General features: G+C 44.3%; 19 protein-coding genes. 9 read left to right on the top strand and 10 right to left on the bottom strand.

Translation table 11 applies throughout. From position 1 onward, the window contains the following. Window positions 1–116 precede the first annotated feature (116 nt). Together bioF and V7K40_RS15185 are read left to right on the top strand one after the other, a co-directional pair. Complete coding sequence (gene bioF, locus V7K40_RS15190) at window positions 117–1,298, top strand: 8-amino-7-oxononanoate synthase (RefSeq protein WP_334960919.1); 1,182 nt, start codon at window positions 117–119, stop codon at window positions 1,296–1,298. Between the two features lie 368 nt (window positions 1,299–1,666). Continuing rightward, window positions 1,667–6,724 carry a PAS domain S-box protein gene (locus V7K40_RS15185; RefSeq protein ID WP_334960917.1) on the top strand — a complete coding sequence of 1,686 codons (5,058 nt, stop codon included), beginning with the start codon at window positions 1,667–1,669 and terminating at the stop codon, window positions 6,722–6,724. 26 nt (window positions 6,725–6,750) lie between these two features. Here the strand turns inward: V7K40_RS15185 and V7K40_RS15180 are convergent, their stop codons facing one another. The 8 genes from V7K40_RS15180 to V7K40_RS15145 form a co-directional block, all read right to left on the bottom strand. Next, window positions 6,751–7,359 carry a hypothetical protein gene (locus tag V7K40_RS15180; protein ID WP_334960915.1) on the bottom strand — a complete coding sequence of 203 codons (609 nt, stop codon included), beginning with the start codon at window positions 7,357–7,359 and terminating at the stop codon, window positions 6,751–6,753. 140 nt (window positions 7,360–7,499) lie between these two features. After that, on the bottom strand, window positions 7,500–8,087 hold the full coding sequence (locus V7K40_RS15175; RefSeq protein ID WP_334960913.1) for a thylakoid membrane photosystem I accumulation factor: 588 nt from the start codon (window positions 8,085–8,087) through the stop codon (window positions 7,500–7,502). Window positions 8,088–8,717: 630 nt separating this feature from the next. After that, window positions 8,718–10,724, bottom strand: coding sequence for a response regulator (locus V7K40_RS15170; protein WP_334960911.1), 2,007 nt, complete (start codon window positions 10,722–10,724; stop codon window positions 8,718–8,720). Further along, window positions 10,717–12,951 (bottom strand): ATP-binding protein, encoded by a 2,235-nt coding sequence (locus V7K40_RS15165; RefSeq protein WP_334960909.1) that lies wholly within the window; start codon window positions 12,949–12,951, stop codon window positions 10,717–10,719. Before V7K40_RS15165 ends, V7K40_RS15170 begins: the two co-directional genes overlap by 8 nt. Next, the gene (locus tag V7K40_RS15160; protein ID WP_334960907.1) at window positions 12,948–13,955 is read right to left on the bottom strand and encodes an ATP-binding SpoIIE family protein phosphatase; all 1,008 of its coding nucleotides are present in this window, start codon (window positions 13,953–13,955) and stop codon (window positions 12,948–12,950) included. Before V7K40_RS15160 ends, V7K40_RS15165 begins: the two co-directional genes overlap by 4 nt. A 1-nt stretch (window position 13,956) precedes the next feature. Beyond that, window positions 13,957–14,361: an anti-sigma regulatory factor gene (locus V7K40_RS15155; protein WP_334960905.1), complete on the bottom strand. Its 405-nt coding sequence runs from the start codon at window positions 14,359–14,361 to the stop codon at window positions 13,957–13,959. Continuing rightward, on the bottom strand, window positions 14,342–14,755 hold the full coding sequence (locus tag V7K40_RS15150) for an STAS domain-containing protein (protein ID WP_298920419.1): 414 nt from the start codon (window positions 14,753–14,755) through the stop codon (window positions 14,342–14,344). The genes V7K40_RS15155 and V7K40_RS15150 overlap by 20 nt, the downstream gene beginning before the upstream one ends. A 17-nt stretch (window positions 14,756–14,772) precedes the next feature. After that, a complete protein-coding gene (locus tag V7K40_RS15145; protein WP_334960903.1) occupies window positions 14,773–15,624 on the bottom strand; it encodes an STAS domain-containing protein in 852 nt (283 codons plus the stop codon). 240 nt (window positions 15,625–15,864) lie between these two features. On the opposite strand from V7K40_RS15145, the gene V7K40_RS15140 reads away from it, so the two are divergent. From V7K40_RS15140 to V7K40_RS15115, 6 genes are all read left to right on the top strand, one after another. After that, a complete protein-coding gene (locus V7K40_RS15140) occupies window positions 15,865–17,202 on the top strand; it encodes a Mur ligase family protein (RefSeq protein WP_334960901.1) in 1,338 nt (445 codons plus the stop codon). An 8-nt stretch (window positions 17,203–17,210) separates the two neighbouring features. Next, window positions 17,211–17,366, top strand: a complete 156-nt coding sequence (locus V7K40_RS15135) for a DinB family protein (RefSeq protein WP_334960899.1) — start codon at window positions 17,211–17,213, stop codon at window positions 17,364–17,366. A 38-nt stretch (window positions 17,367–17,404) separates the two neighbouring features. Then, a complete protein-coding gene (locus V7K40_RS15130; protein WP_334960897.1) occupies window positions 17,405–18,223 on the top strand; it encodes a type 1 glutamine amidotransferase in 819 nt (272 codons plus the stop codon). Window positions 18,224–18,308: 85 nt separating this feature from the next. Next, entirely contained in the window at window positions 18,309–18,923 is a 615-nt protein-coding gene (locus V7K40_RS15125) for a Uma2 family endonuclease (protein WP_334960895.1), read from the top strand. A gap of 57 nt (window positions 18,924–18,980) precedes the next feature. Then, window positions 18,981–19,604: a Uma2 family endonuclease gene (locus V7K40_RS15120; protein ID WP_334960893.1), complete on the top strand. Its 624-nt coding sequence runs from the start codon at window positions 18,981–18,983 to the stop codon at window positions 19,602–19,604. 155 nt (window positions 19,605–19,759) lie between these two features. Continuing rightward, window positions 19,760–20,302 (top strand): hypothetical protein, encoded by a 543-nt coding sequence (locus V7K40_RS15115; protein WP_334960891.1) that lies wholly within the window; start codon window positions 19,760–19,762, stop codon window positions 20,300–20,302. Between the two features lie 278 nt (window positions 20,303–20,580). Here the strand turns inward: V7K40_RS15115 and V7K40_RS15110 are convergent, their stop codons facing one another. Beyond that, the gene (locus tag V7K40_RS15110) at window positions 20,581–20,799 is read right to left on the bottom strand and encodes a hypothetical protein (RefSeq protein ID WP_334960889.1); all 219 of its coding nucleotides are present in this window, start codon (window positions 20,797–20,799) and stop codon (window positions 20,581–20,583) included. A 354-nt stretch (window positions 20,800–21,153) separates the two neighbouring features. Between V7K40_RS15110 and V7K40_RS15105 the strand changes: the two genes are divergently transcribed. After that, window positions 21,154–22,551, top strand: coding sequence for a leucine-rich repeat domain-containing protein (locus tag V7K40_RS15105; RefSeq protein ID WP_334960887.1), 1,398 nt, complete (start codon window positions 21,154–21,156; stop codon window positions 22,549–22,551). On the opposite strand, the gene hetF is transcribed toward V7K40_RS15105, so the two are convergent. Beyond that, window positions 22,527–25,067: a cell division protein HetF gene (hetF, locus tag V7K40_RS15100; protein WP_334960885.1), complete on the bottom strand. Its 2,541-nt coding sequence runs from the start codon at window positions 25,065–25,067 to the stop codon at window positions 22,527–22,529. The two genes, V7K40_RS15105 and hetF, sit on opposite strands and share 25 nt — an antisense overlap. Window positions 25,068–25,340: the final 273 nt, after the last annotated feature.

The following is a 25,340-nucleotide window of genomic DNA, read 5'->3' as shown; positions in this document are numbered from 1 at the left end:
CGGTCTTCTTTCAACACCCGATTGATGTCTAGCATTTTTCTGTCTCATTCCAGTTGCTAATCGTTACTCTACCTTATTAAGCGACAAGTCTATTAGTTATTCTTCCCCAATGCCCAATGCCTACTGACCCTTATGCCTGGCTAGAACATTCCTTAGCAACAATTCATCGTGCAGACTGGTATCGTTCAGTACAAACAATCCACGGTCGTCCGAGTGCAACGGTGATTTTAGCTGGCCAAAAGGTAATTAATTTTGCCAGTAATGACTATTTGGGGCTGACTGGGGATGAGCGGTTGATGGCAGCCGCAACTGCTGCGATCGCAGAATTTGGAACTGGTAGTACTGGTTCTAGATTACTCAGCGGACATCGAGAATTGCACAGGGATTTAGAGGAGGCGATCGCATTTACCAAACAAACAGAAGATGCCTTGGTATTTAGTTCAGGGTATCTAGCCAATTTGGGTACAATTACCGCCCTCGTTGGCAAGCGTGATTTAATTTTATCTGACCAGTACAATCATTCCAGTCTGAAAAATGGGGCGATTCTCAGCGGTGCAGCAGTTGTGGAATATCCGCACTGTGATCTTGCAGTACTAAAAATCCAGTTGAACTTGCAGCGACAAAACTACCGACGTTGTTTGATTCTTACTGATACTGTCTTCAGCATGGATGGCGATTTATGCCCGTTGCCAGCACTGTTGGATCTCGCTGATGAGTTTAGCTGTATGCTGCTAGTTGATGAAGCTCATGCCACTGGGGTACTAGGAAAAACTGGTGCTGGGTGTGTGGAACATTTTGGGTGTACAGGAAAGCAGTTAATTCAAGTTGGCACTTTGAGTAAAGCTTTGGGTAGTTTAGGCGGGTATGTGGCAGGAAGTAGCGCCCTAATTGACTTCTTGCAAAACCGCGCACCCACTTGGATTTATACCACTGGGCTTTCACCTGCTGATACAGCTGCGGCCTTAGCAGCAATCAAGATAGTGCAACAAGAACCGCAACGCCGTGCCCGATTGTGGCAAAATGTACATTACTTGAAAAATTTGCTGCAACAACAGTTACCTAATTTAAAATTACTGCCTTCAGAATCACCTATATTATGTTTTCAATTGCCCAGTGCGACAGATGCTCTCAAAGCTGGAAAACAGCTAAGAGATGCTGGCATTTTTGCTCCAGCAATTCGTCCTCCCACAGTGCCCACAAGTCGGATCAGAATATCTTTAATGGCAACTCATGAAGCAGCACATATTAACAAATTGGTAGCAGTGCTGAAGGATATCTCTTCACTCATAAGGTTCTAAGTAAGTGGGCAAAAATAAATCAACCTATATTATGCAATGTAAAATTAATTAAATTGGAACGTAGAAAGCGGCTCCAATTTAATTATTCACGCCTACTTACTTATAGCAATCCTAAACAGTATCTCTGACTTATTTGAGAAGTCAGGGATTCTGTGGCTTTGAATTTTTACAAATCAAACAGGATTGCTATATATAATTAAGGATAAATTTTTACTTTTAATACTATATTCTTGAGGAATTAGCTTCTAACAAAAGAGGTTATTAAAACTAAATAAAAATCTATCTGTGGATAAGTTACTAAAATATACAAACTAGCTTAGGGTATGTACAGCCGCTGCAATAAGTATTGGTTGATCCAAGACATTTTCATGCCCCATATTCATTATTCCCAGTTACTGCGTTATGGCATTGTTGTATTAATTGTTGCACTTACATTAGTGCCAATGTTGATACTAGACCCTTGGTTCAGCATGAATGGAACTCCTTTCTTGCTGTTTTTTAGCGCTGTAATGGTGAGTGCTTGGTATGGTGGTTTAAAGTCAGGGCTGTTAGCAACTTCCTTATCTACGTTACTGAGCGATTACTTCTTTCTCCCCCCAGTTTATGAGTTGAGTTTGGACTTATCCAATTTTGTGCAAATTGGATTGTTTGCATTACAAGGATTACTCTTTAGCATCCTATGTGAGGTATTAAAGACTGCTAAAAGATGGGCTGATGGAAATCTCCAAAAGCTGAAACTTAGTGAGGAGCGATTTCGATTAGCGTTAAGCAGTTCAGATATCGTGGTCTTTCAACAGGATCGCGATTTCCGATATCAGTGGATTCATAATCCGCAAGGTTTAACCACTGCTGAGGAAATGTTAGGTAAGTCTGATGATGAATTATTTCCAGCTTTAGTAGCAGAGCAATTGAGGGCTATTAAGCTGAAGGTACTAGAGACTGGTATTGCAACCCGTGAAGAGGTTTATCTGACAATTGCTGGAGAAGATCGCTACTATGATTTGCTGGTTGAACCGCTAAGGGATACAGACAATAGTATTCAGGGTATTATCTGTGCAGGTGTGAATATTACTGGGCGCAAACAGGCAGAACTAGAAACCGCCAGGTTGTATCAGGAACTTCAGCAAGCTATTCAGCAAAAAGATGAATCTCTGGCGTTACTCAATGCTTGGGTTACTTGTTCACCAGTAGCGCTGGCTTTTCTGGATAGTGAACTTCGCTACGTTCATGCTAATGAAGCGCTAGCCGCGATTAACGGTGTACCGCAAAGTCAACATATTGGTCGTACCTTTAGGGAAGTACTACCGGAATGGGCAGCGCAAATTGAGCCTGTTTTTGAGCAAGTGATGAGAAATAGGCAATCCTTGCTTAACCAGGAAATGAGCGGTGAAACTTATCCGCCTGGGGTGTATCGTTATGGTCTTGTCAGCTACTATCCAGTCTGTTTGCCGGATGGACAGTTGTTGGGAGTAGGCATCAGTTCAATTGATATTACTCAACTCAAACAAACTGAGCAAGCACTGCAAGAAAGCGAAGCGAAGTTTCGCAGCGTGGTTGAGTCAAATATGATTGGTATTGGCTTCTGGGATAGAGACGGTAGGATTACAGATGCGAACGATGCCTTGCTGAGTATGGTGGGTTATACCCGTGAAGAATTACTTGCCGGAACACTTCGCTGGCAAGACTTGACTCCCACAGAGTACGTGCAACTCGATAAGCAAGCACTGACTCAATTTCAAAACAGCCCCTTTTGCACACCCTATGAAAAGGAATATATCCGTAAAGACGGCTCACGCTTGCCGATTTTGGCAGGTGGTAGCCATTTTGAAGGAACTGTAGATCGAGGAGCTTTTTTTATTCTCGATACTACAGAGCGCAAGCAGGCTGAGGAAACACTCCGCTATATCGCCCAAATTAGTAGTGTACTCTCTACTTCGCTAGATTATGAACAAACATTACAACAGATCGCCAAAATTTCAGTTCCCCAGCTAGCTGATTGGTGTAGCGTTGACATTTTAAATGAAGATGGTTCGATTCGCCGCCTACCTATTGCTCATGCAGACCCATCTAAAGCGGAGTTAGCGCGTAAACTTCAAGAGTATGTGACAAATTATAAGATTGTAAGTGCAATTACTAGAGTACTGCAAACCGGGCAAAGCGAATTAATCTCAGAGGTATCTGACTCGCTATTAGTGGCAACTACTCAGAATCAGGAACACTTAGAACTTGTTCGGCAATTGGGGATGAAGTCTGTGATGATTGTGCCGTTAATCGCACAAGGGCGAGTCCTGGGCTGCATCAGCTTTGTCATCGCTCAATCAGACCGTCGCTACGATCGCTCTGATTTAACTTTAGCAACAGATATTACCAATCGTGCTGCCTTAGCAGTGGAAAATGCGCGACTTTATCGAGATATCCACCAGGCTGTAGTCCATTATGCCGAATCTCTATCTCTTCTAGATGCGCTCTTAGGAGCTGCTCCTGTTGCAGTATGCTTTTTGGATCGGGAACTGCGATATATCCGAATTAATCAAGTTTTTGCTGAGATTAACGGTTTGACCATAGAAGAGCATCTAGGACGCAAATTTGGGGAAGTGTTGCCAAAGATGGCGGCTGAGTTGGAGCCACTCTTACAGCAGGTGTTGGATAGTGGAGAACCTCTGCTGAATGTAGAAATTAGCGGTGAGACAAGGGGGCAACCTAAACGTTACGGCTACTGGCTGGGCAACTATTACCCGGTCAACAATACAATAGGCGAAACGGTAGGAATTGGAATTATTCTGGCAGAAGTGACAGCAGCAAAGCAAACAGAAGTTGCTTTGCGGGAAAGCGAAGAAAGGTTCCGGGCAATGTTTAACCAGGCAGCTGTGGGCATTACTCTAATAGGATTGGATGGACGATTTCTGCAAATTAATTCTGCTCTGTGCGAAATTACTGGGTATAGCCATGAAGAGTTGATTCAAATGAACTTTCAGGAAATTACCCACCCTGACGATTTAGAAGTTGATTCGGAGAATGCTCGGCGAGTTTTGGCACAAGAAATTAGTGATTATTCCCTAGAGAAGCGCTATATCCGCAAAGATGGTTCCATTGTTTGGGTAAACCTAACTTCATCAGCAGTTTGGGATGCTAATGGACTTCCAAAGTATGCATTAGGCATTATTGAAGATATTAGTAAACGCAAACGAGTTGAAATTACACAAAACTTTTTAGTTGAAGCCAGCACCTTACTAGCCGCCTCATTGGATTATGAAATCACGTTGGAAAGTGTAGCTAATCTAGCAGTTCCTACCCTAGCTGACTGGTGTATTGTAGATGTTTTCCAGGAAGATTGGTCAAGTAAACAAATTGCGATCGCAATTGCCGATCCCACAAAACAAAATACTTTAAACGAAATCCAACGGCGTTACCCATCCCAAACCAGAGCAAAACAGCTTGTGCAGCAGCTAAGGCGGGGAATATCTGTCTTTTATCCCGAATTATCTGAGTCTCATCTTGTCCAGATGGCTCAAGATGATGAACATCTGCAATTGCTGCGAAGTCTGGGTATTCATTCTCTAATGGTGATTCCAGTTCGTTCCCGTGGGCAATTATTTGGAGCAATCTCTTTTTTTACAGCCGAGTCAGGTCGGCACTACAAACAGACAGACTTGGCTTTAGCAGAGGATATTGCTCGTCGGGCGGCGACAGCCATCGACAACGCCAGACTCTACCAAGAAACTCAACAGGCAAAACAGGCAGCTGAACGGTCTGTTAATCGCACGCTACTTTTACAAAGAATAACTGCTGCCCTCTCGGAAGCGCTAACTCCGCAGCAGGTGGCTGATGTAGTGGTGAATCAAGGGATTGCCGCCTTGGAAGCCACTGCTGGTTCTGTTGTCTTACTTTCCCAAGGAGATACTACCCTAGAAATTGTGCAAGCAAATGGCTATCCGCAATCACTCATAGATGCTTGGACAAATTTTCCGATTACTGCACCTAACCAAATAGCGGAAGCAGTCAGAACGAGGCAGCCGATTTTTTTAGAAAATTTAGCAGCCATGAATGTTAAATATCCGAACTTAGCAGATGCTGTGGCTCTTACAGGGAATAATGCCTGGGCTTCCATTCCCTTGATAGCAGAAGGCAAAGTAATTGGGGCACTGGGATTAAGCTTTGCCACTGCACAAATATTTAACGAAGAAGACTGGGGATTTATGTTGACATTGGGACAGCAGTGTGCGCAAGCGATCGCTCGCGCTCAACTTTATGAAGCCGAAAAGACTGCAAGGGCACAAGCCGAGACAGCCAACCGAATTAAAGATGAATTCCTCGCTGTCCTTTCCCATGAACTGAGAACTCCCCTGAATCCTATTTTAGGGTGGGCAAAGTTACTCAGAACCCGCAAGTTTGACGAAGCCAGTACAATCCGGGCTTTGGAAACAATCGAGCGCAATGCCCAGTTACAAACCCAATTAATTGGAGATTTACTTGATGTTTCGCGGATTCTACAAGGTAAAGTCAATCTAAATCTCTATACAGTGGATTTGAAAGTGCCGATCGCAGCTGCACTAGAAACGGTGCGTTTAGCAGCAGAAGCTAAATCAATTCAAATTCAAACAGTGCTGAGTAATGATATCGGCAAAGTTCTGGGCGATGGCGATCGCTTGCAACAAGTGATGTGGAATCTCCTCTCCAATGCCGTTAAATTTACACCCACAGAAGGACGAGTAGAAGTGCGTTTAGAGCGAGTTGGGTCAGATGCTCAAATTCAGGTGATTGATACAGGTAAGGGAATCATCGTAGAATTTTTGCCTTACGTATTTGACTACTTCCGACAAGCAGATGCCAAGACAACCAGGATATTTGGCGGACTGGGATTGGGACTGGCAATTGTGCGTCATATAGTAGAACTTCACGGTGGTACAGTTCAAGCAGAGAGTCTGGGAGAAGGACAAGGGGCTACCTTTACAGTCAGGCTGCCTTTAATCAAAAATTCTCAGTTGCGAGTCAGCAGTGCTGAGGCTTCTCAACCAGAACTCAGTACTGAGGACACATTACTTGCTGGAGTGCAAATCCTGCTGGTGGACGATCAAGCTGATGTGCGAGAGTTTTTTAGCTTTGCGCTAGAACAATATGGAGCAACTGTAACAGCAGTTGAATCAGCCGCCCAAGCGTTGGAAACATTAGCCCAATCAAAGCCAGATATCCTGTTAAGCGATATTGGAATGCCCTTGATGGATGGTTATATGTTGCTGCGCGAGGTGAGAAAATTACCGCCACAGCTAGGAGGGCAAATTCCCGCGATCGCTTTGACTGCTTATGCTGGAGAAATTAACTACAACCAAGCAATGGCAGCAGGGTTTCAAAAACACCTACCTAAACCCGTTGAAATAGGGGATTTAGCTACAGCGATCGTCAATCTTATCGGGCAAAATCAACCTTGAAAGAGGCACAAGACAAGAAGGTTTGGTCAACCAATGGGGCGATTACCAGGATTGACTGCATGAATATATTCACTACCCGATCGCGGTCTTCCTCGTTTATAATAAGCTTCTTCTGGTTTACCCCATCCTAGCTGCAAAATCATTTCCAAAAAGTTAGAATTTTCCCACTTGCACAAACTTGCCCATTCTGTTCTTTGAACAATTCTCTCCACATCAAATGTGAGAATTTGTTGGTATTGTTTACTATTATTGAAACTCAAGTATAAATCCATCCCCATAGAGACTTCATGCCAAAAATCTACGATAGAATTTTTAGCAGCTTTTAATATCTCTAAATCACTGGTGAGGGCTATTAGTTCGGTATTTATTTCGGGATAGCTCAAGTTTTTACCTTTGACTGTTACCTGCCGCCAGATAATACCTGAAACTTGATTTTCTTTCTGATAGTCGTGAATTGCAGCTTTGAAATCTTGATAGGCTGTGAATTGTTGCAGTCCATCAGTTCTGATAAACTGGTCAATTACAGGATTGCCAGAGACTGTGATTTCTAATTTTAGGCGTTTTCCGTTGAGGCAAGCTTGGCGTTCGGCTGCCAAAATTTGAATTAGCTCCTGGGTGGTGTAAACCTTTGACATCAGAATACACTTTATACGGGACTATAGATTAACTTCCTAAATGGTTAACACAGATATTCTAATATTATGCTTTTACATCAGCATAAATGTAGTAACAAGCACCAAAAGTTAAGGCAGACCAATTTGGTCTACCCCATAAGTTACTTAGCTAACTCACTACTGAACTCATTGAAAGCTCGCCGCTTTAGCTGTGCTGTTTCCGTGCGTGGTAACAAATCAAATATTTTGCGAAATTCATCGTCTATCTCTTCAAAAGGTACTTGACCCTTTTTATTCAAAACTACCTGACCTGATTTATTAAACACCAAGACTTGAGGAACAGTCCCAGAATAGTAATATCCTGGTTCTGTAGGGTCGTAGGTCTGTTTAGGTGGGATACTATCTACATTAATAGGCATAATCTCTGCTACCCGACCATAGAATTCCTGTACCCGTGAAATGGAAATGGCGTATCTTTTGGAATCGCTGCTGTCATCCACATAAAAGGCCAAAAATATAGGTTTATGTTCCGCTAAAGTCTGTGCAAGTGTCTGTCTGGGAGGAACCAATGAACCATTGCCAGCATAAACGACAAAGATGTTGCCATCATATAAATCATTATTGAGACCAGCATATGCAGGTTGCATACTTATAATGAAAAGACTTGCAAACAACAACAGGCATTTAGACAGCAACCTTCGCCAGTCAGTAATTTGTTTATGTAAAAAAAGAAACTTTGTGCTATTCATCAAAAGGAACCTTGCAAGCTACTACTTGTCGTGAGTTTGTGCTGAATTCGGCAAACTGGGCTGGATATGTAATTACGCCCGCGCACTACTTTTTAAGATAACGCCTACTGAGATTATCTCTCGGAAGTGGGGAGTAGCGGATGAAAGGAGGTTAACGCTTTTTCATCACTCTCATGAGATAATAGAGTTAAATGTCGCAAACTCTTTGCTGATATAGGTTTTAGGCAAGAGAGCCTGCCGAAACTATAAAATTTGTTGACGATTAGTATGAATGCTACAAAAGGCTATTTCTAGAAGTGATATCAATTCTTTAATTTACTTAAACCTTGGCTTAGGGTCTTTCCAATTTCACATTTCTCGTCAATTAAAGGGTTTAAGACTCTGACATTTTGAAGCGTTCTAGGCAGTCGGGAATCTTCAAAGCGTTTGCTATAGCCGTCATACTATTCGGCTGGAGCTAGTGACTTCAGGCAACTGGGAGTTAAAAGCCGTAAAAACTGTAAATAAATTTAATAAATACTTAAGTTTTTATAGCGATACATCCTCAATATTTGCCCTCTGATGTCAATTTTATGGAAAAATTACTGGAGTTTAGATATATTATGACTTTTTAGACCATCTTGCAGTAAATTAGACAAATCTTGGTTTAATGCCTAATATAGTCAAAATAGCCTCTATTAGTAGCTCTGGTTCAATTGGTTTGGAAATATGGCGTTGAAATCCGGCGGCTAGTGCAAGTTGTTGATCAATTTCTCCAGCATAAGCAGTGAGAGCGATCGCCGGAATTTCTCCGCCTTGGTCAGGCGACTGCTTTCTAATTTGACGAATTAGTGTGTAGCCATCCATATCAGGCATACCAATATCACTAATTAGCAAATCAAATTTTGCTTGCCTTAAACTGCTCAGAGCATCATGTGCTGAGTCCGCTTCAGTCACTTGCGCCCCATACTGTTCCAGCACGAAGGCGATAAACTCCCGCGAATCTCTGTCATCATCTACAAGCAGCGCTTGCAATTTATTTAGATTGAAGTCTGAGCGATTATCAAACTCAGTATCATCTTGATTCAGTTTTACCGCAGCGATGAATGGAAGCTTGACTGTAAATGTTGCTCCTTGCCCTTCTCCAGGACTCGCCGCCTGAACGGTTCCTCCGTGCAGTTCAACCAAATGACGCACGATCGCTAACCCCAACCCCAACCCCCCAAATCTTCGGGTCGTTGTCCCATCGGCTTGGCGGAAGTAGTCAAAGACGTAGGGCAGAAAGTCACCAGAGATACCCTTGCCAGTGTCGCTAACAATGATTTGAGCATATTCCAAAGGATGAGTATCTACTTCATTCATCCTTTCACCTTCATCGTTGATCCTTTTTAACTGCACCTTTACTCGACCACCGTGGGGGGTAAATTTAATCGCGTTAGAAAGTAAATTCCAAACAACCTGTTGCAGGCGACCGGAATCACCCAACACTTGGGCAATGTTCGATTCAAATATTGATTCAATTTGAATAGATTTAGCTTCAGCCGCAAGCCGCACGGTTTCAAGGGCAGCTTTGATGGTGGACGTTAAACCAATTGGCAGTGTATTCAAACTCAACTTGCCTTGGAGAATACGCGATACATCAAGCAGATCCTCGATTAGTTGTGCTTGTAGTTTGGCATTGCGTTCGATCGTTTCGAGCGCGTACTGAGTTTTGGCTGCGTCCTGCTGGCTCGTTTGCAGAATTCTTGCCCAACCCAGGATTGGATTTAGGGGCGATCGCAATTCATGAGACAGCACTGCTAGAAACTCATCTTTGATTCGGTTGGCTTGCTGTGCTTGTTCAGTTTGTTCTTGCAAGGAAATCATCAGCTGATTGAGGCGATCATTCTGATCTTGCAGTAAGGTTTCTGCCTGTTTGCGCTGCGTAATATTTGACAGGATGAAAACGGCGCCTGTGAGAGTCCCCTGCTGATCAAATACCGGGTCGATGGTTTTGGCAAACCACTGTCCTTTGAACTGAAATTCTAGAATTTGCCGTTGATGAGTTTCTTTAGCACGGTGAAAACACGTGCCGTCGCCCATTCCCAATTGTGCGTTCATCAACTCATGGTGAGCACAACCTAAAATTTCCTGGGAGGGCTTGCGAAAAATCTGCATTATCGCTCGATTACAGCGCAGAATTATACCTTCTCGGTCTACCAGACATACGCCGTCGTTGATCGAGTCAAAGGTCGTTTGCCACTCTCGTGCTGAGGACAGAGCAGCTTCCTCCGCCTGCCGAATTCGCAGCAGCGATCGCACCGTGGCAAGCAGTTCAATGGGTTCAACTGGTTGTGCTAGATAGGCATCGGCACCACTGTCTAAGCCTTCTGCTTTATCCTGGCTTTGGACAAAACTTGCAGAAAGATGTAGCACGGGAATAAAAGCCGTTTCGGGGTTTGCCTTAATTTGACGACAGACTTCAAAGCCGCTGATATCTGGTAGTTGGACATCCAAAATCACCAGAGCAGGCTGATGCTCGACAACTGCCTCTAATCCTGTTGCTCCAGTTGCTGCCTCCACGACCGTAAAGCCTGCATTTTGCAAAATACGGGACACAATGTAACGGTTGGCTTCATTATCATCAACATGCAGAATCGTCACCTGTGACTCAGACATTGCTTTCCTCCCAAGCACCCAGAACTAGTCCGGCTTTGATGAGCGCATCTTGGAGTTGGGCGTAGACGCCTAGCGGTGAGGGGGTCGCAGTCTTGGCGGTTCCCGTCGATTGCGACCCCCCGAACCCGAAGGGCTTGTCGTCAGACATCGCCGCCGTTTGAGAGCCTGTTTCTTTAGAAAGAATGGCGATGCTTTGTTCAGCTAAACGCTTGTGCACTTCTGCATCCAGTTGGACAGATGAGTGGATAATCACAGGAATCGACTGAGTGACGGAATTGTTTTTAAGCTGCTTGAGTACATCAAACCCGCTGATCTCTGGCATATCCAAGTCAAGCACGATCACACTTGGCTGCTGGCGTTGTGCCAAATTTAATCCTTCTTGCCCGTTGGCAGCTTCTAAAATACTCAACGGTGTATTTGCCAACAGTTTTTTTATAAGATACCGATAAGCGGGGTCATCGTCAATTAATAAAATTTTTTGAGGTCTATTCTGATTAATTAGCGCATTGAGTTTATTCAACAGCGGCAATCTGTCCACAGGCTTAATTAGAAAGCCGTTAGCTCCTAGCGCCAGTGCTTGCTTCTCGTTATCAATAATGGTAATAATCAGTACAGGGATGGTGCGAGTTATTTCATCTGCTTTGATTTCTCGCAAGAACGTCCAGCCGTTTTCTCCTTCTAGCATAATATCTAGCATAATCGCCGCCGGTCGAAGTTGTTGTAAGGCAAGCCTTGCCTGGGCTAAGGTGCGGGTCGCAATTAATTGATAGGTTGACTCCCGAAGGTGGTTTTCGTAAATAAATAGTGTTTCCGGATGATCTTCAACCACCAGAATGGGCAGGCGAGTTGGCTCAAGTGATGTGATGGGTTGCAGTAGGGTGGGAAATTCAGTCGCATGTGGGTAGGCGATCGGAATTGATAGCGTAAAGGTGGAGCCTTGACCTAGATCACTTGTAAGCGAAACGCTGCCGCCCAGTAGCTGTGCTAGCTTGCGCGATAACGGCAGTCCTAACCCGGTTCCCTTCACCTGCTTTTGCAAAGGGGACTCAATTTGCACAAAATCCTCAAAAATGCGCTCTTGATCGGCTGGAGCAATGCCGATGCCCGTATCTAATACGGAGAATATTACAGTATAACCCATTTGCATTGCACTGACGCGCACCTCTCCCTGCTCGGTAAATTTGAGCGCATTCGAGACAAAGTTTCTCAGAATTTGAGCGACTTTGCCCTCATCGGTATAGAGCGGAGGTATGGTATCGGGTTCCTCCACAATCAGGGCGACAGAGGAGCCTTGAACCAATAATGGGCGCAGCATTCCTCGCAGCGTGGCAAACAAGTCGCTGACTTCAAAGGAACTGGGACGCACTTCAATTTTTCCAGCTTCCACCTTTGCTAAATCCAGCAGGTCATTGACTAATTCTGATAATCCGCTCGCCGCCTTTTGGATATATGTCACCTGCTTTTCCTGCTCGGTAGTCAAATCGCCATCCATCCGTACCAGCAAGATCCGAGAGAGCGACAAAATCGAGTTGAGGGGCGTGCGAAACTCGTGGCTCATGTTCGAGAGAAAACGGGTTTTTAGCTCGTTTGCCTGTTGCAAAGAACTTGCCTTCTCATCCAGTTCTGCATAAAGGGCAATCACACCGCGATTGGTATCTTCCAGTTCCCGGTTTAGATGGGTCAGTTCTTCCTCGCGCTTCCGTAGCTCTGCCATTGCCCGCAGTAACTCCTGGTTTTGTCGCTGGATTTCTTCATAGGGATTCTGGGGCGATCGCCCGATCACGGTTTCTCGAATCTGCTGCAATTGCGAATCGGTAAAAGTAGGTGTGCGCTTCGACAACCTTTTGCTCATCACCACCGTTGTTCCCTCTCCCGGCAGCGATTCAATCTCAAAGAAATCCATCAGTCTGCGGGTGCCCACGATGCCGAGCCCCATTCCTGTGCCAGAGGTATAGCGTCCTGCCAAAACGTCTGCCAGATCAGGAATGCCCCCACCCCAATCTTGAATCCGAATCAGAAACGCCTGAGGCTCTCTTTCCAGACAAAATTCAACCCTTCCGCCTTTGGCATACTGAAACGCGTTGCGGGCAATTTCTGAAACTGCCGTTGCCAATCGTGCCTGATCTTGAGTATCCAAGCCCAACTGCTCGGCGATCTCGCGAGTTCGTTGCCGAGCTTGCACAACATCCTGTTCATAGTGGATTTCGAGCGTGAAAATGATTGTCATCTGCCCATTCCTTTTACCACTAACACCGTCACATCGTCCCGTTCTCGGTTAAAGTCCCGGTATAGCATACCTGCAATCAAACTAGGATGTTTTTGACTCAAGCCTGGATAGCGATCAAGCTGCCACTTAGCGCCTAATCCGTCAGAATGCATAATTAAAAGTCCGTTGGAATACCAAGGGTAGCTAAACTCTTGAATTTTGCGGATTTCATGCCCGACCGTGCCGTTATGAGACAGCAGATTGTGGTGTTTAGTAAACGAGAAAATGCTGGCAGCGATATTGCCAATTCCGGCAAAGCAGACGGACTGTTGTTCAAAGTCTATTTCGGCAATGGCGAGTACTGCTCCTCGTGTACTTCGCAAGGCTGTGTGGGCAGCTTCGAGGATTGCACCAGGAGAACGATGATGATTGTCTTGAAAAATTCTCACGGCTTGTGAAGCAGCAGTGGCAGCCGCAGGTCCATGTCCTAAGCCATCAGCTACTAGCAGCAGGCTACGGCGACCATCGACAACACAAGCCCAGGCATCTCCTGAAACGTCTTCTCCTCGTTTGGGCAAACAGATCGCTCCAATTTCTAAGGTCTTTTCAGGTGGATGGGGTGTCGAGTCTGACCAGAGGTGGGCGAGGAGCGCTGTCCCTTGGTTGGGAATGGAGTAAATTTCAAATAAACCAGAGAGGCGACGAATTGCGCCCATTCCATTACCTGACGTTCCAGCTGTGGAAAAGCCATCTTGCAAACACTGATCTACATCGACCATGCCCGATCCTTTATCAAGCGACAAAACCTCAATGCCGACTGCTAAATGCTGGTTGAGCGTCCGCAGCAGCACCACTCCGCCATCAGCGTGCTGCACTAGATTGTTAGCAACCTCTGTCACCACAATGCCAACCTTGGCCCGTTCCGTTTCCTGAAAGCCGAGCCGAGTTGCCAAAGCCATCGCTACCCGTCGAGCTTCCCCGGTCTGGCTGGATTCAGTAATTGTGATGGCGAGAGATTCTCTCATTTTATTTCCATCGTACAATTTTTACCCGTGTCCCTTCTCCCACCGCAGACTGAATCTCAAACTCGTTGGCAAGTCGTCTGGCACCGCCCAGCCCCATACCCAATCCACCCCCAGTAGTAAACCCATCCTTCAGCGCCAGCTCAATATTAGAAATTCCCGGACCATGATCTTCAAAGATGAGCCTCAGTCCTCGTCGTCCCCCTTCCTGAAGCGTTTCTAGCTTTACTGTGCCGCCTCCCCCATAGTCTAAGGTATTGCGGGCTAACTCACTGGCGGCGGTCACAATTTTAGTTTGGTCTACTAAGCTAAAGCCAATCTCCACGGCAAACTGGCGCACGGTCTGCCGAACCAAGACTACATCTGTAGAAGATTGAATGTCCATCGTTTCAGTCTTCTGGATCGTCATCTGCCCTCCATTTGGTGGCAGTGATTTGATCTGTGGTTTTATCGAGTGATGATCGCAACAGTGCCATGCCCTTTTCTACGTTTAGAGCAGTGCGAATGCCCGTCAGCGATAGCCCCAATTCCACTAAGGTGATTGCCACGGCAGGCTGCATTCCAACGACAACTGTTTGTGCATCCAGCACCCTTGACATTCTGGCAATGTTGCTTAAAATCCTCCCAATGAAGGAATCAACAATCTCTAATGCAGAAATATCGATCAGGACACCGTGAGCATGAGTTTGAGTGATGCGGTTGGTCAGGTCATCCTGTAGCGTCATCGCGAGGCGATCGTGCATGTCTACTTGGATTGTCACAAGCAGTAAATCGCCCATTTTGAGTATGGGAATGCGTTCCATTGGCTTTTCCTATCTCCCTATTTGGGTTGAGAGCGGGTGATGGTCACTCCCATCCGTTTTAGCGCCGTAAGAAAGGCATCGGCTAACGTTGCCTTTGTTGTGACATTAGCCAAATCAATACCGAGGTAGACGATTGTTTGGGCAATTTGAGGACGAATGCCACTGATCATACAATCGGCTCCCATGAGACGGGCAGCAGTAACGGTCTTGAGCAGATGTTGAGCAGTGAGGGTATCGACGGTGGGAACCCCAGTAATGTCAATGATCGCAACTTCTGACTCGGTTTCGACAATCTTCTGCAATAACGATTCCATCACTATTTGAGTGCGGGCACTATCCAGAGTGCCGATAATGGGCAATGCCAAAATTCCCTCCCAGAGTTTAACTACTGGGGTAGACAGCTCCATCAACTCTTCCTGCTGTCGCAAAATCACCTCTTCCCGCGTCTTCTGATATACTTCCATGATCAGCAATCCCATCTGATCAAGTAAGTTTGTAGCTAGCCAGATTTCTTCACCCAACTCAATCGGGTCTTTCAATTGTTGACGCATCCGGTTAAAGAGGGGTTGCTTGAACGAAAAAATGAATGTAGCCGTTTCAGTGGGTGTGAAGCCTTTTTGCGATCGCGATCGAGAAATGCTAGTCAGCATTTCCCGCATCTCGCGCCATGTCACTCCCTCAATATTGGTTAAGTTGCCTTGCCCAACGGCGATCCGAAACAAGCTAAGAAATTCCCGGCACTCCTCCTTGATCTCAGCTTGTTTAATCAAACCTCTGCGAATATTAATAGTGGCTAGCTCCTGAATCCACTCCGACAGCATATCTGCCTCGAAAGTTTCCAGGATCTCTGGTATCTTACTTTCGCTCATCGTTCCTATAAGGGCAACCCCTTTCATTAGTTCAAAATCAGTGTATGACGATTTAGCCTAACCTGAAAGCTGAAGTTAGAGAGCGATTTTTTTCCAGGGGTTCGGCGACATGGAATAGTTTATTAAGCTCCCTAACAATGTTGAGACTGGCTTTTTAAGCTAGGATTCGCTAAACTCACAAAATTAAATTTGCAACTAAAAACTTTCAATTAGCAACCGCCAGAAGACTAAGGTACGGATGTGGGAAACAAAATACAATTCATAGATAGGCTGCGACTGGGTTTCGCGGTGTCAGTGGCAAAAAGTGTGACGTTTATAGTGCGATCGCTCCGTCTGGGTGCTGCTAGTGTATTACCAGGCTCGATTGCTCGTCGCATTGAACCCCGACTTTTACAGTTATTGAGTCAGCAAGTTAAAAACGGGGTGATTTTAATTGCTGGTACTAACGGCAAAACCACTACAGCACTGCTTTTATGCACGATATTAGAACGCAAGGGTTACCGCATCGCTCATAATTCTACAGGTGCAAATCTAGAAAATGGCTTGATAAGTGCGCTATTAGAAAGCACCACTTTGCTAGGTACACTAGATGTTGATTACGCCATTTTGGAGGTGGATGAAAATATTGTACCAAGAGTATTAACACCACTCCAACCGCGAATTATTTTCTGTTTAAACTTATTCCGCGACCAACTCGATAGGTACGGGGAAGTAGACACAATTAGTAAGCGTTGGACAAAAGTTATTTCTACCTTATCAGTAGAAACGGTGGTAATTCCCAATGCTGATGACCCAACTTTATCTAACCTTGGTCAGCAGTTACCCCAACGGGTGTTATTCTTTGGCTTGAATGAACCAGAACATTATTTAGAAGCTATTCCTCACGCTGTTGATTCTATCTATTGTCCTAGATGTGGACATTCCCTAGATTACAAGGGTGTTTATTTGTCTCATTTGGGAGATTTTACTTGTCCCAAGTGTGGTTTTAGTAAAAGTAAACCGATTCTCGAAAGTAGTGAATGGTCGCAAATTCTTGTTGGTTTATACAACAAATATAATACTTTGGCTGCTGTGACTGCGGCTATTGAGTTAGGAGTTGATGAAGCAACAATTAGAGATACTATTAACAACTTCCAAGCTGCGTTTGGTCGGGCAGAAGATTTAGTAATTAACGGTAAACGGGTGCGGATTCTGTTATCAAAAAATCCTGTGGGAACGAATGAAACCATTCGCGTAGTTACTCAAAGCACAGATAAAACCACACTGCTAGTTTTGAACGATCGCACACCCGATGGCACTGATGTATCCTGGATTTGGGACGTGGATACCGAGAAATTAGTCGAACGTGGAGGGACTTTAGTAGTGAGTGGCGATCGCGTCTACGATATGGCACTACGTCTACGTTACAGTCAGAAGTCCTGTGAGAGTAAGTTAAATTTAATAGTCGAAGAAGATTTGCCACAGGCCATCGCTACTGCATTAGAGCATACACCAGAGAATGAAACTTTGCACATTCTGCCTACCTATTCAGCGATGTTAGAAGTGCGAGAAGTCCTGACGGGTCGAAAAATTCTTTAAATTAGGGAGTGGGGAGTAGAGAAATTTTTCCCTATGCCCCATATTTCGTTACTCAAAGAGTTTTCAACCACCAGACACATCACCGAGGACAAATTCACGATATGCTAACCCAAACGGAAATTGCTCCTCCAAGTCTGGATATGCACAGAGTAATTTCAGCATAAGTTGATAAAAACTATTAGTTATTAATCAAGAGTTATTTATGAGTTCTCAACATTTGGAATTAACAATTGGTTGGCTTTATCCAACGCTGATGAGTACCTATGGCGATCGCGGTAATGTAATTACTATAGAACGTCGCGCCCAGTGGCGGGGATATGATGTTAAAGTGTTACCCCTGGATCAAAATGCCACAGCCGCAGATATTAAAACTGTAGATGTAATCGTTGGTGGTGGCGCACAAGACCGTCAGCAAGAAATTGTCATGCGTGATTTGCAAGGTGCAAAAGCTGACGCCATGCGCGAGAAAATCGAAAATGGTACGCCAGGAGTATTTACCTGTGGTTCACCCCAACTGCTAGGACATTATTACGAACCAGGCTTGGGACAACGGATTGAAGGTTTGGGAATACTCGATTTAGTTTCCGTGCATCCTGGTGAAAATACTAAGCGCTGTATTGGTAACTTGGTAATTGAAGTGACAGCCTCACGTTTGGCGCGAGATTTAAAAGAGATGACGGGTAGCACACCATATTTGGTAGGCTTTGAAAATCACGGCGGACGTACCAAACTGGGGAAAGTAGAAGCATTAGGGCGAGTGGTGTATGGTTTGGGAAATAATGGTGAAGATGGGACAGAAGGAGCATTTTATCAGAATGCGATCGCAACTTATTCCCACGGCCCTTTGTTACCAAAAAATCCTTTTGTCGCCGATTGGTTAATTCAAACAGCACTGCGGCTAAAGTATCAGCAGGCGATCGCACTGCAACCTTTAGATGATAATCTTGCTGTACAAGCGCGGGAAGCGATGTTTAAGCGGTTGAAAGTAAGTTTACCAAGTGTTGCTGCGGCGAAAGTTTAACCTCAGTTCGCTAATTAAGCCTCTCCCCGTGTCGGGGAGAGGTTTGGAGAGGGGTCAAATTTGACATAAAGCAAGGGGACAAAGTATGACTCAAGCCTTATCTAAACAAGTAACATTTGATGAATTTATCGCCTGGTATCCCGAATCTTCAGACAGGCATTATGAACTACATGATGGGGTAATTGTTGAAATGCCTAAGCCAACAGGGAAGCACTCAGAGATAGCTGGGTTTATTAATGGTTCTTTGTTTATTGAAATCACCCGTTTGTCTATGCCTTGCTTTATCCCTAAAGAATGCGTCATCAAGTCAGTTAATACTGATTCAGGTTATGAACCAGATGTAATCGTTCTTGATAGACAAGCTGTTATGAATGAACCTCGTTGGAAAAAAGAATCTATCATTACGTGGGGTAGTTCCGTCAAGTTGGTTGTAGAAGTTGTTTCAACCAACTGGAGTGATGATTATGCTTTGAAGCTAGAAGATTACGAGTCTTTGGGCATTCTTGAATATTGGATTGTAGACTATCTAGGTTTAGGTGGTAGGCGGTTTATTGGCAATCCTAAACAACCAACTATCTCGATTTACCAATTAATTGAAGGTGAGTATCAGGTTAGGCAATTTAGAGGAAATTACCGTATTCACTCGCCAGCATTCCCAGAATTTAATTTAACTGCTGAACAGATTTTTAAAGCTGGATAAGTCGCGTAATTTAGAGACAGATTGAGGTTTTACATAACGCTAAAGTAACAGGCAAGTATGACTCAAGCCTTATCTAAACAAGTAACATTTGATGAATTTATCGCCTGGTATCCCGAATCTTCAGACAGGCATTATGAACTACATGACGGAGTAATTGTTGAAATGGCTCCTCCCACAGGTGATCATGAACAGATTGTTGGATTTTTAGTTGGGGAAATAGTTACAGAATACAAACGTTTAAAACTATCTTATTTCATTCCCAAAACAGCATTCATTAAACCGACCCAGAGCGAAGCAGCTTACTCACCAGATGTACTGTTGTTGAATAACTCTAATTTAGTAAATGAACCTCTGTGGAAAAAAGAATCTACTGTAAGCTTTGCGGCATCAATTCCTTTAGTAATTGAAGTGGTAAGTACCAACTGGCGCGACGAGTATTTTACCAAAGCAGGTAAATATGAAGAGGTCGGAATACCTGAATATTGGATTGTAGACTATCTCGGCTTAGGTGGTAGGCGATTTATTGGCAATCCTAAACAAGCAACTATCTCAATTTATCAACTAATTGAAGGAGAGTATCAGGTTAGGCAATTTAGAGGAAATGACCGCATTCAGTCGCCAGCGTTCCCAGAGTTGAATTTAACTGCTGAACAGATTTTTCGGGCTGGAGAATTTTCTTAACTTACCATACACCGCCAATCTTCTGCGTAGGCGTAGCCCGCCGCAGGCATCGCTACTTATTTCCACTAACTTTATGGCATAGATTATATTGGCAAAAAATCACCAAAAGATTTCAATCCAGTTCTGATTAAAATCTTTTATCCACAAAAAAATTTATGCGAAATTGGCCATCTTGGATTCCTACTCCCCGGTTTTGGGTAAATGCGATCGCCCTCATTTTGTTGATAATTGGTTTACAGTATGCAATCGTCTATTTTTGGAATATTATTTCCACCCTGATTAACTTCTTACCCCAGCCTATTTCTGTCAAGTTCTTGTACTTATTAAGTTTAGTAGCCCAACTTTTGCCCATCGTAGTAGTCGCATTGGTTCACCATTGGCTGCATCGATTTTTAGATAGCTTCTTTCCTGAGAGCCAACTACCACAAACAGAGCCAACAACAGGAGTTTTTCCTAGTTTAATCAGTTGGTGGGAAGGATTGTATGGCTGGTTGGTGAATATTCTCTCGCTAATCATAGCATTTGGTATTATAATGCTTTTCTTACCATCTCCTGATTTATTCAATTTGTTCAGTTTATTTAAGATTCAAGCGCAGCCTCTGCTGATAGTCGAAACCATAATTCGAGTCATTATTGCTGCCTATCTTTATCAATTTGAGTATTTAGTGCATCAGCGTTTGATAGCCGCAGGTAGATAGTATAGCAATCCTATTTGATTAGTGAAAATCTCAGCCTCAGATCCCCGACTTCTTGAAGAAGTCGGGGATCTTGTTGTTTGCGAATGATTTAGGATTGCTATAGACTTCTACGAAACGCTAAAGGTAGTTCGCTTAAGGTAAGGGTACGCCTCCATTTGTATGCCCGTAAACTCCCCGAATTTTATTCGCTTCACTCATCCACTAGGAAAAAAGACTTCATTCACGAGTCTCAAAGACTCTTTAACAGAGTTCGTAGCCCCATCCACGAATATCAAAGACTAATTAACAGAGTTCGTAACTCCATTAATCAGTCTTTGATACTCACTGACGAGATACAAACACTCGTCCACGAGTATCAAAGACTCGTGAATCGGCAAAATATCCTCGTGAACTGGCAAAATATCCTCGTTCACGAGGATAAAAGACTCATTAACGAGTATCAAAGACTCATTAACGGAGTTCATAGCTCCATTAATGAGTATCAAAGACTCATTCACGAGTCAACCTAAACATTGGTAATGATAAATTCTGTTTAAAATCCCGTAAAAATTATTAGCGCTCGTGTAGTGTTACACAGCATAGTAGATTGCTTTGATATCTTGCAACATTCTTAATTAGTAGCTGCGATCGCCTGAAGCTCGAAGTTTTAGGAACTAATAGCCAAAGCCACTCAAGTAGACTAAAACCTAAGTCTGGAAAGAATTTAGTCCTCTTAAGACGACTTTCGCTATCAGCCATAAGTTAGAAACCTATGGCGGTTGTTGGGATTAGTGCAAAATATTAAGGGTTGCGAGATTGTCCAGCGAACCAGGGGCATTACATATAACTTTCGTTGACAGGTGAACCTCATTATGGCAAGAACGCCTCAACGTTTCCTTGAAAAAATCCGAGAAGCGAAAGAGAAACAGCTTAAACAATTAGATTTAAGCAATTATTTCGATACTGATAACAAGAAAAAATTAACGAAAATTCCTGCTAATGTGTTTGAACTAGAATGGTTGGAAGTTTTGAATTTGAGCGGCAACCAATTAACGGCACTGCCAGAAGCGATTGCCAGACTGCAACAACTCACTTCCCTGAATTTAAGCAGCAACCAATTAACGGCACTGCCAGAAACGATTGCCAGACTGCAACAACTCACTTCCCTGAATTTAAGCAGCAACCAATTAACGACACTGCCAGAAGCGATTGCCCGCCTGCAACAACTCACTTCCCTGAATTTAAGCCACAACCGATTAACGACACTGCCAGAAGCGATCGCCCATCTGCAACAACTCACTTCACTAAATTTAAACTACAACCAATTAACGACACTGCCAGAAGCGATCGCCCATCTGCAACAACTCACTTCCCTGAATTTAAGCAGCAACCAATTAACGACACTGCCAGAAGCGATCGCCCGCCTGCAACAACTCACTTCACTAAATTTAAACTACAACCAATTAACGACACTGCCAGAAGCGATCGCCCGCCTGCAACAACTCACTTCACTAAATTTAAACTACAACCAATTAACGACACTGCCAGAAGCGATCGCTCATCTGCAACAACTCACTTCACTAAATTTAAACTACAACCAATTAACGACACTGCCAGAAGCGATCGCCCATCTGCAACAACTCACTTCCTTGGATTTAAACAATAACCCCATCGAAAAGCCGCCGCCAGAAATTGTTAAACAAGGTATTAAAGCAATTAGGGACTATTTCCGGCAACTCAAAGCAGAAGGCACAGATCATCTGTATGAAGCAAAGTTACTAATAGTTGGCGAAGGAGGAGCAGGGAAGACAACACTGGCGAAGAAAATTAAAGACCAAAATTATCAACTTCGAGAGGAAGATACTACGAAGGGAATTGAGGTGATCCAGTGGGGTTTCCCAATGGAAAATGAGCGAGAATTTCGAGTCAACATCTGGGACTTTGGGGGACAAGAGATTTACCATGCAACTCACCAGTTCTTTCTCACTAAGCGTTCCCTTTACGTTTTAGTAGCAGACACCCGCAAGGAAGACACGGATTTTTATTACTGGCTGAATGTAGTAGAACTGTTGAGCGATAACAGTCCGCTGCTAATCATTAAAAATGAGAAGCAAAACCGCCACCGAGAGATTAATGAACTCCAGTTAAGAGGGCAGTTTACTAACTTGAATGGTAAATTTCTGTTTTCATTCAGAGTCACAAGCAATGTCTACGACGGGCTACGCCTACGCACCACCGCAACATATTACTGTTCTTCACCTTTTTCCTGAAGGAGCGATCGCCAATCTGCGATCGCCTTTTCTGTCCACAGCCAATTTTTAGCTAATTTATCTACCTGGAAATTGGCTGGATCAGACTTAACTACCAATTGTCGCAACTTGATTGCTTCCTTAAGATATTGTGTCTGCTTACCATTAGATTGACTAAGTGCAGATTTATACAATCCAAGAGCTAAACCAGCATAGGAAGTTAAAGCATCCTGAGGCACTGCTGCCTTTTTGGATCTTAATTGTGTGTTCTGCTCTTTGAGAGCTAAATTCAAAGCTTTGAACCAAGAATCATTACCTCGATTCAAATTGCCTTCCGTGTAGTAGGCAAATCCCAAGGCGTTATTATACAAAGGCGATTCTGGTTTAGCTTTTGCAGCAGTTTCCCAGTAACGGCGGGCATCATCGACGCTATAGTTATTGTCTCCAGTTTGGATAGACTGCCACGCTAATCGTCCCTTGTAAAAGTTGACAGATGGATCGTCAGATTGTTTATTTGGAATTAGTTTCAGGGCAGTTTCAGCCGCAGCCAGTGCGCCACGATTGAGTAGTTCTTCTACAGCCAATAATCCACCTTCCAAGTCGCCCTGGCTCAATTTATCAGTAGCGGTGGCGGTGACAATCCCAGTCGCTGCTGTCTGTAAGTCGATATTTTGCTGCTTTTGAATGGGTAGAGACTGGGTAGGAATTACTGGTATGTTAGGTAGAGTTACTTGGTGTCGATTTTGCCACCACCAATTTAAACCGATCGCAGCTGCTAAGGCACTGATCCCCATAATACCCACAATCGGCCACAGCTTACGGCGTTGGGTACGAGGTCTTGGTGGGGCTGGTTGCAGGGCTGGTTGCGGGGCTGGTTGCGAGCGCAAAAAATCAGCAGAATTTTGCCAATTTCCTTCAAGGTTCGCAGCAGTTGGAGGTGGCGGCGGTGGAACTTCTCCCCACAAATCTGCTTCCTCTTCTGGGGAAGTCATTTCCTCTGAAACCTGGCTCTGGTGAAGACTATTTTCTCGAATCTGTTCATTCGGTTCAGTTGGAGCTTTTTGGTTATCTAACTGACGAAACAAATCCGAAACTATAGCAGAATCTTCTTCATAGCTTGGGTCATCATACTCAATTTCATCAACGAGATCGCCCCAAGTATCGTCACCTAGCCAGTCCAACCCAGAAGAGTCATGCGCCAAACCAGAAGGGATCATTTGCTCCATTCCTAAAGGCATCTCGGTATCATCTGCGATCGCAGAGTACATCGTGGAAGTTGCCCCTAAAGGTGAACTATACTGATTCAGCGACTCCGCACTTTCGGATAACTCAGTTTCCTCACTCAGAAAACCGTCAAACTCTGGCTGGAGATACAAAATCGGTAATGCCCAGTACATCTGGTGAGAACCATAGGCAGAAATTAATCCTTGACGCACGCGACTGACGCACAAATCTACTGGATATCCCTGACTCAAGTTGCGGTAAAACAATTGTGTGAGCGTCAGTGCCACTTCATCAGGAATCCGTTCTGACATCGCCAAAACGCTTCTGATTCCGCGCTTTACGAGACTTTCTGCTAAGTTTCGTTCACCAGTATCTCCAGAGGGATCGGATGCGGCTGTGTACGCCCCCAAGCAGGAGTTAAACACTGCCATTTGGATATTATTGTTGACGAGCAAACCTGCCAGATCGTCCCCAGTCAAGATTTCTGTTAACCCAGTTCTGCGACTAACAAGATAAATTTCTCCGCCATTGGAACCTAAGTTACTATGACCAGAGTAGTGGAGAACATGGTATCTGCCTTGTTCTAGGGCTTGGGTTAATTCTTCCCGTCCTGGTTGGTCTAATACAGTGAGTTCAATTTGGGGGAAACGATTGCTACCTTCAGCCAATCGTGATGTTTGCCGATGAAGTTCAGCTTGCAGTTTAATAGCTTCCTGTTTCTGTAAATCAAGGCGGACTTGATCTGAGGGGGAAGCAATTACCATCAATACTTTCACACCACCTTCTGGTAGTGTGGGCATATTTTGCGTAGGCGTAGCCCCCCGCAGGGATCGCAAACGGGAAGCCCCCAAAATTCCACTTTGGAAGCGAGAAAAAGCCACATAAGGCCCAGTAGCCAGAGGGCGATCGCCTGCGTGCATCACTTCCCAAGGTAGACGAGCTAACCTAGTGTCTTTTAGCCCCAAGCGTAAGCGTAGTACTTGTTGGTGGTTTTGGGCAATACCTTGGGCAGTAATCCAACTATCTCTAAGAGTGCCTTGAAATAGGGCGTTATAAAATTGTTGACCCAACGCCACTAAATTAACAGAGTTTCTGGCGATATTGCTTTCGTGCCCACCAGAGGCGAATGGATCTCCTTGCAACACCGATTTCAACGGGTCATTCATCAAATGCCCAGCAGCCATCAACCAATCAGCTACAGGCCAAGTCACCAATTCTTCTGCCAATGGTACCCCAGGCGCGACTTGTTCCGTCCGCACCAAGTAGTCATTTTGCCCTACTGGGGTCACGGAAATATGAAATTCCTGGGTCACAGCTTCTCCTGTCCGCCTCCTAAATCTGGTTTGAAACGCGAAAGTTTCAAGTCGATTTTTCGCTCCCTCTGATAACTTAGATGCATCCTACCCCTGAATGTTTCTGATTCGGTGTTGTTTTGCTTTTTTTGCCTTTACAACTTTATCCGGATCGGATTACTTGGGTCTAGAACATTTAATTGGTAGATGCACCTTGATCTTCAACTCCCCTAGATGGCTAACACCCACTGGGGGTTTTTTTCAATTTTGGCAAACTACAGCAACTTCTAACGC

Source organism: Nostoc sp., assembly GCF_036917195.1.
In the GTDB taxonomy this organism is placed as follows: Bacteria; Cyanobacteriota; Cyanobacteriia; order Cyanobacteriales; family Nostocaceae; genus Nostoc.
The sequence above is the reverse complement of the archived record's forward strand: the minus strand, read 5'-3'. Positions and strand labels throughout refer to the sequence as shown.

Bases quoted from the DNA above. Each gene is read 5' to 3' on its own strand.
- V7K40_RS15130 (WP_334960897.1), top strand. From the start codon at position 17,405: ATGAGTTCTCAACATTTGGAATTAACAATTGGTTGGCTTTATCCAACG.
- V7K40_RS15105 (WP_334960887.1), top strand. From the start codon at position 21,154: ATGGCAAGAACGCCTCAACGTTTCCTTGAAAAAATCCGAGAAGCGAAA.
- V7K40_RS15170 (WP_334960911.1), bottom strand. From the start codon at position 10,724: ATGTCTGAGTCACAGGTGACGATTCTGCATGTTGATGATAATGAAGCC.
- V7K40_RS15150 (WP_298920419.1), bottom strand. From the start codon at position 14,755: ATGGAACGCATTCCCATACTCAAAATGGGCGATTTACTGCTTGTGACA.
- V7K40_RS15155 (WP_334960905.1), bottom strand. From the start codon at position 14,361: ATGACGATCCAGAAGACTGAAACGATGGACATTCAATCTTCTACAGAT.
- V7K40_RS15145 (WP_334960903.1), bottom strand. From the start codon at position 15,624: ATGAGCGAAAGTAAGATACCAGAGATCCTGGAAACTTTCGAGGCAGAT.
- V7K40_RS15180 (WP_334960915.1), bottom strand. From the start codon at position 7,359: ATGTCAAAGGTTTACACCACCCAGGAGCTAATTCAAATTTTGGCAGCC.
- V7K40_RS15115 (WP_334960891.1), top strand. From the start codon at position 19,760: ATGCGAAATTGGCCATCTTGGATTCCTACTCCCCGGTTTTGGGTAAAT.
- V7K40_RS15175 (WP_334960913.1), bottom strand. From the start codon at position 8,087: ATGAATAGCACAAAGTTTCTTTTTTTACATAAACAAATTACTGACTGG.
- bioF (WP_334960919.1), top strand. From the start codon at position 117: ATGCCTACTGACCCTTATGCCTGGCTAGAACATTCCTTAGCAACAATT.
- V7K40_RS15125 (WP_334960895.1), top strand. From the start codon at position 18,309: ATGACTCAAGCCTTATCTAAACAAGTAACATTTGATGAATTTATCGCC.
- V7K40_RS15160 (WP_334960907.1), bottom strand. From the start codon at position 13,955: ATGAGAGAATCTCTCGCCATCACAATTACTGAATCCAGCCAGACCGGG.
- V7K40_RS15120 (WP_334960893.1), top strand. From the start codon at position 18,981: ATGACTCAAGCCTTATCTAAACAAGTAACATTTGATGAATTTATCGCC.
- V7K40_RS15165 (WP_334960909.1), bottom strand. From the start codon at position 12,951: ATGACAATCATTTTCACGCTCGAAATCCACTATGAACAGGATGTTGTG.
- V7K40_RS15185 (WP_334960917.1), top strand. From the start codon at position 1,667: ATGCCCCATATTCATTATTCCCAGTTACTGCGTTATGGCATTGTTGTA.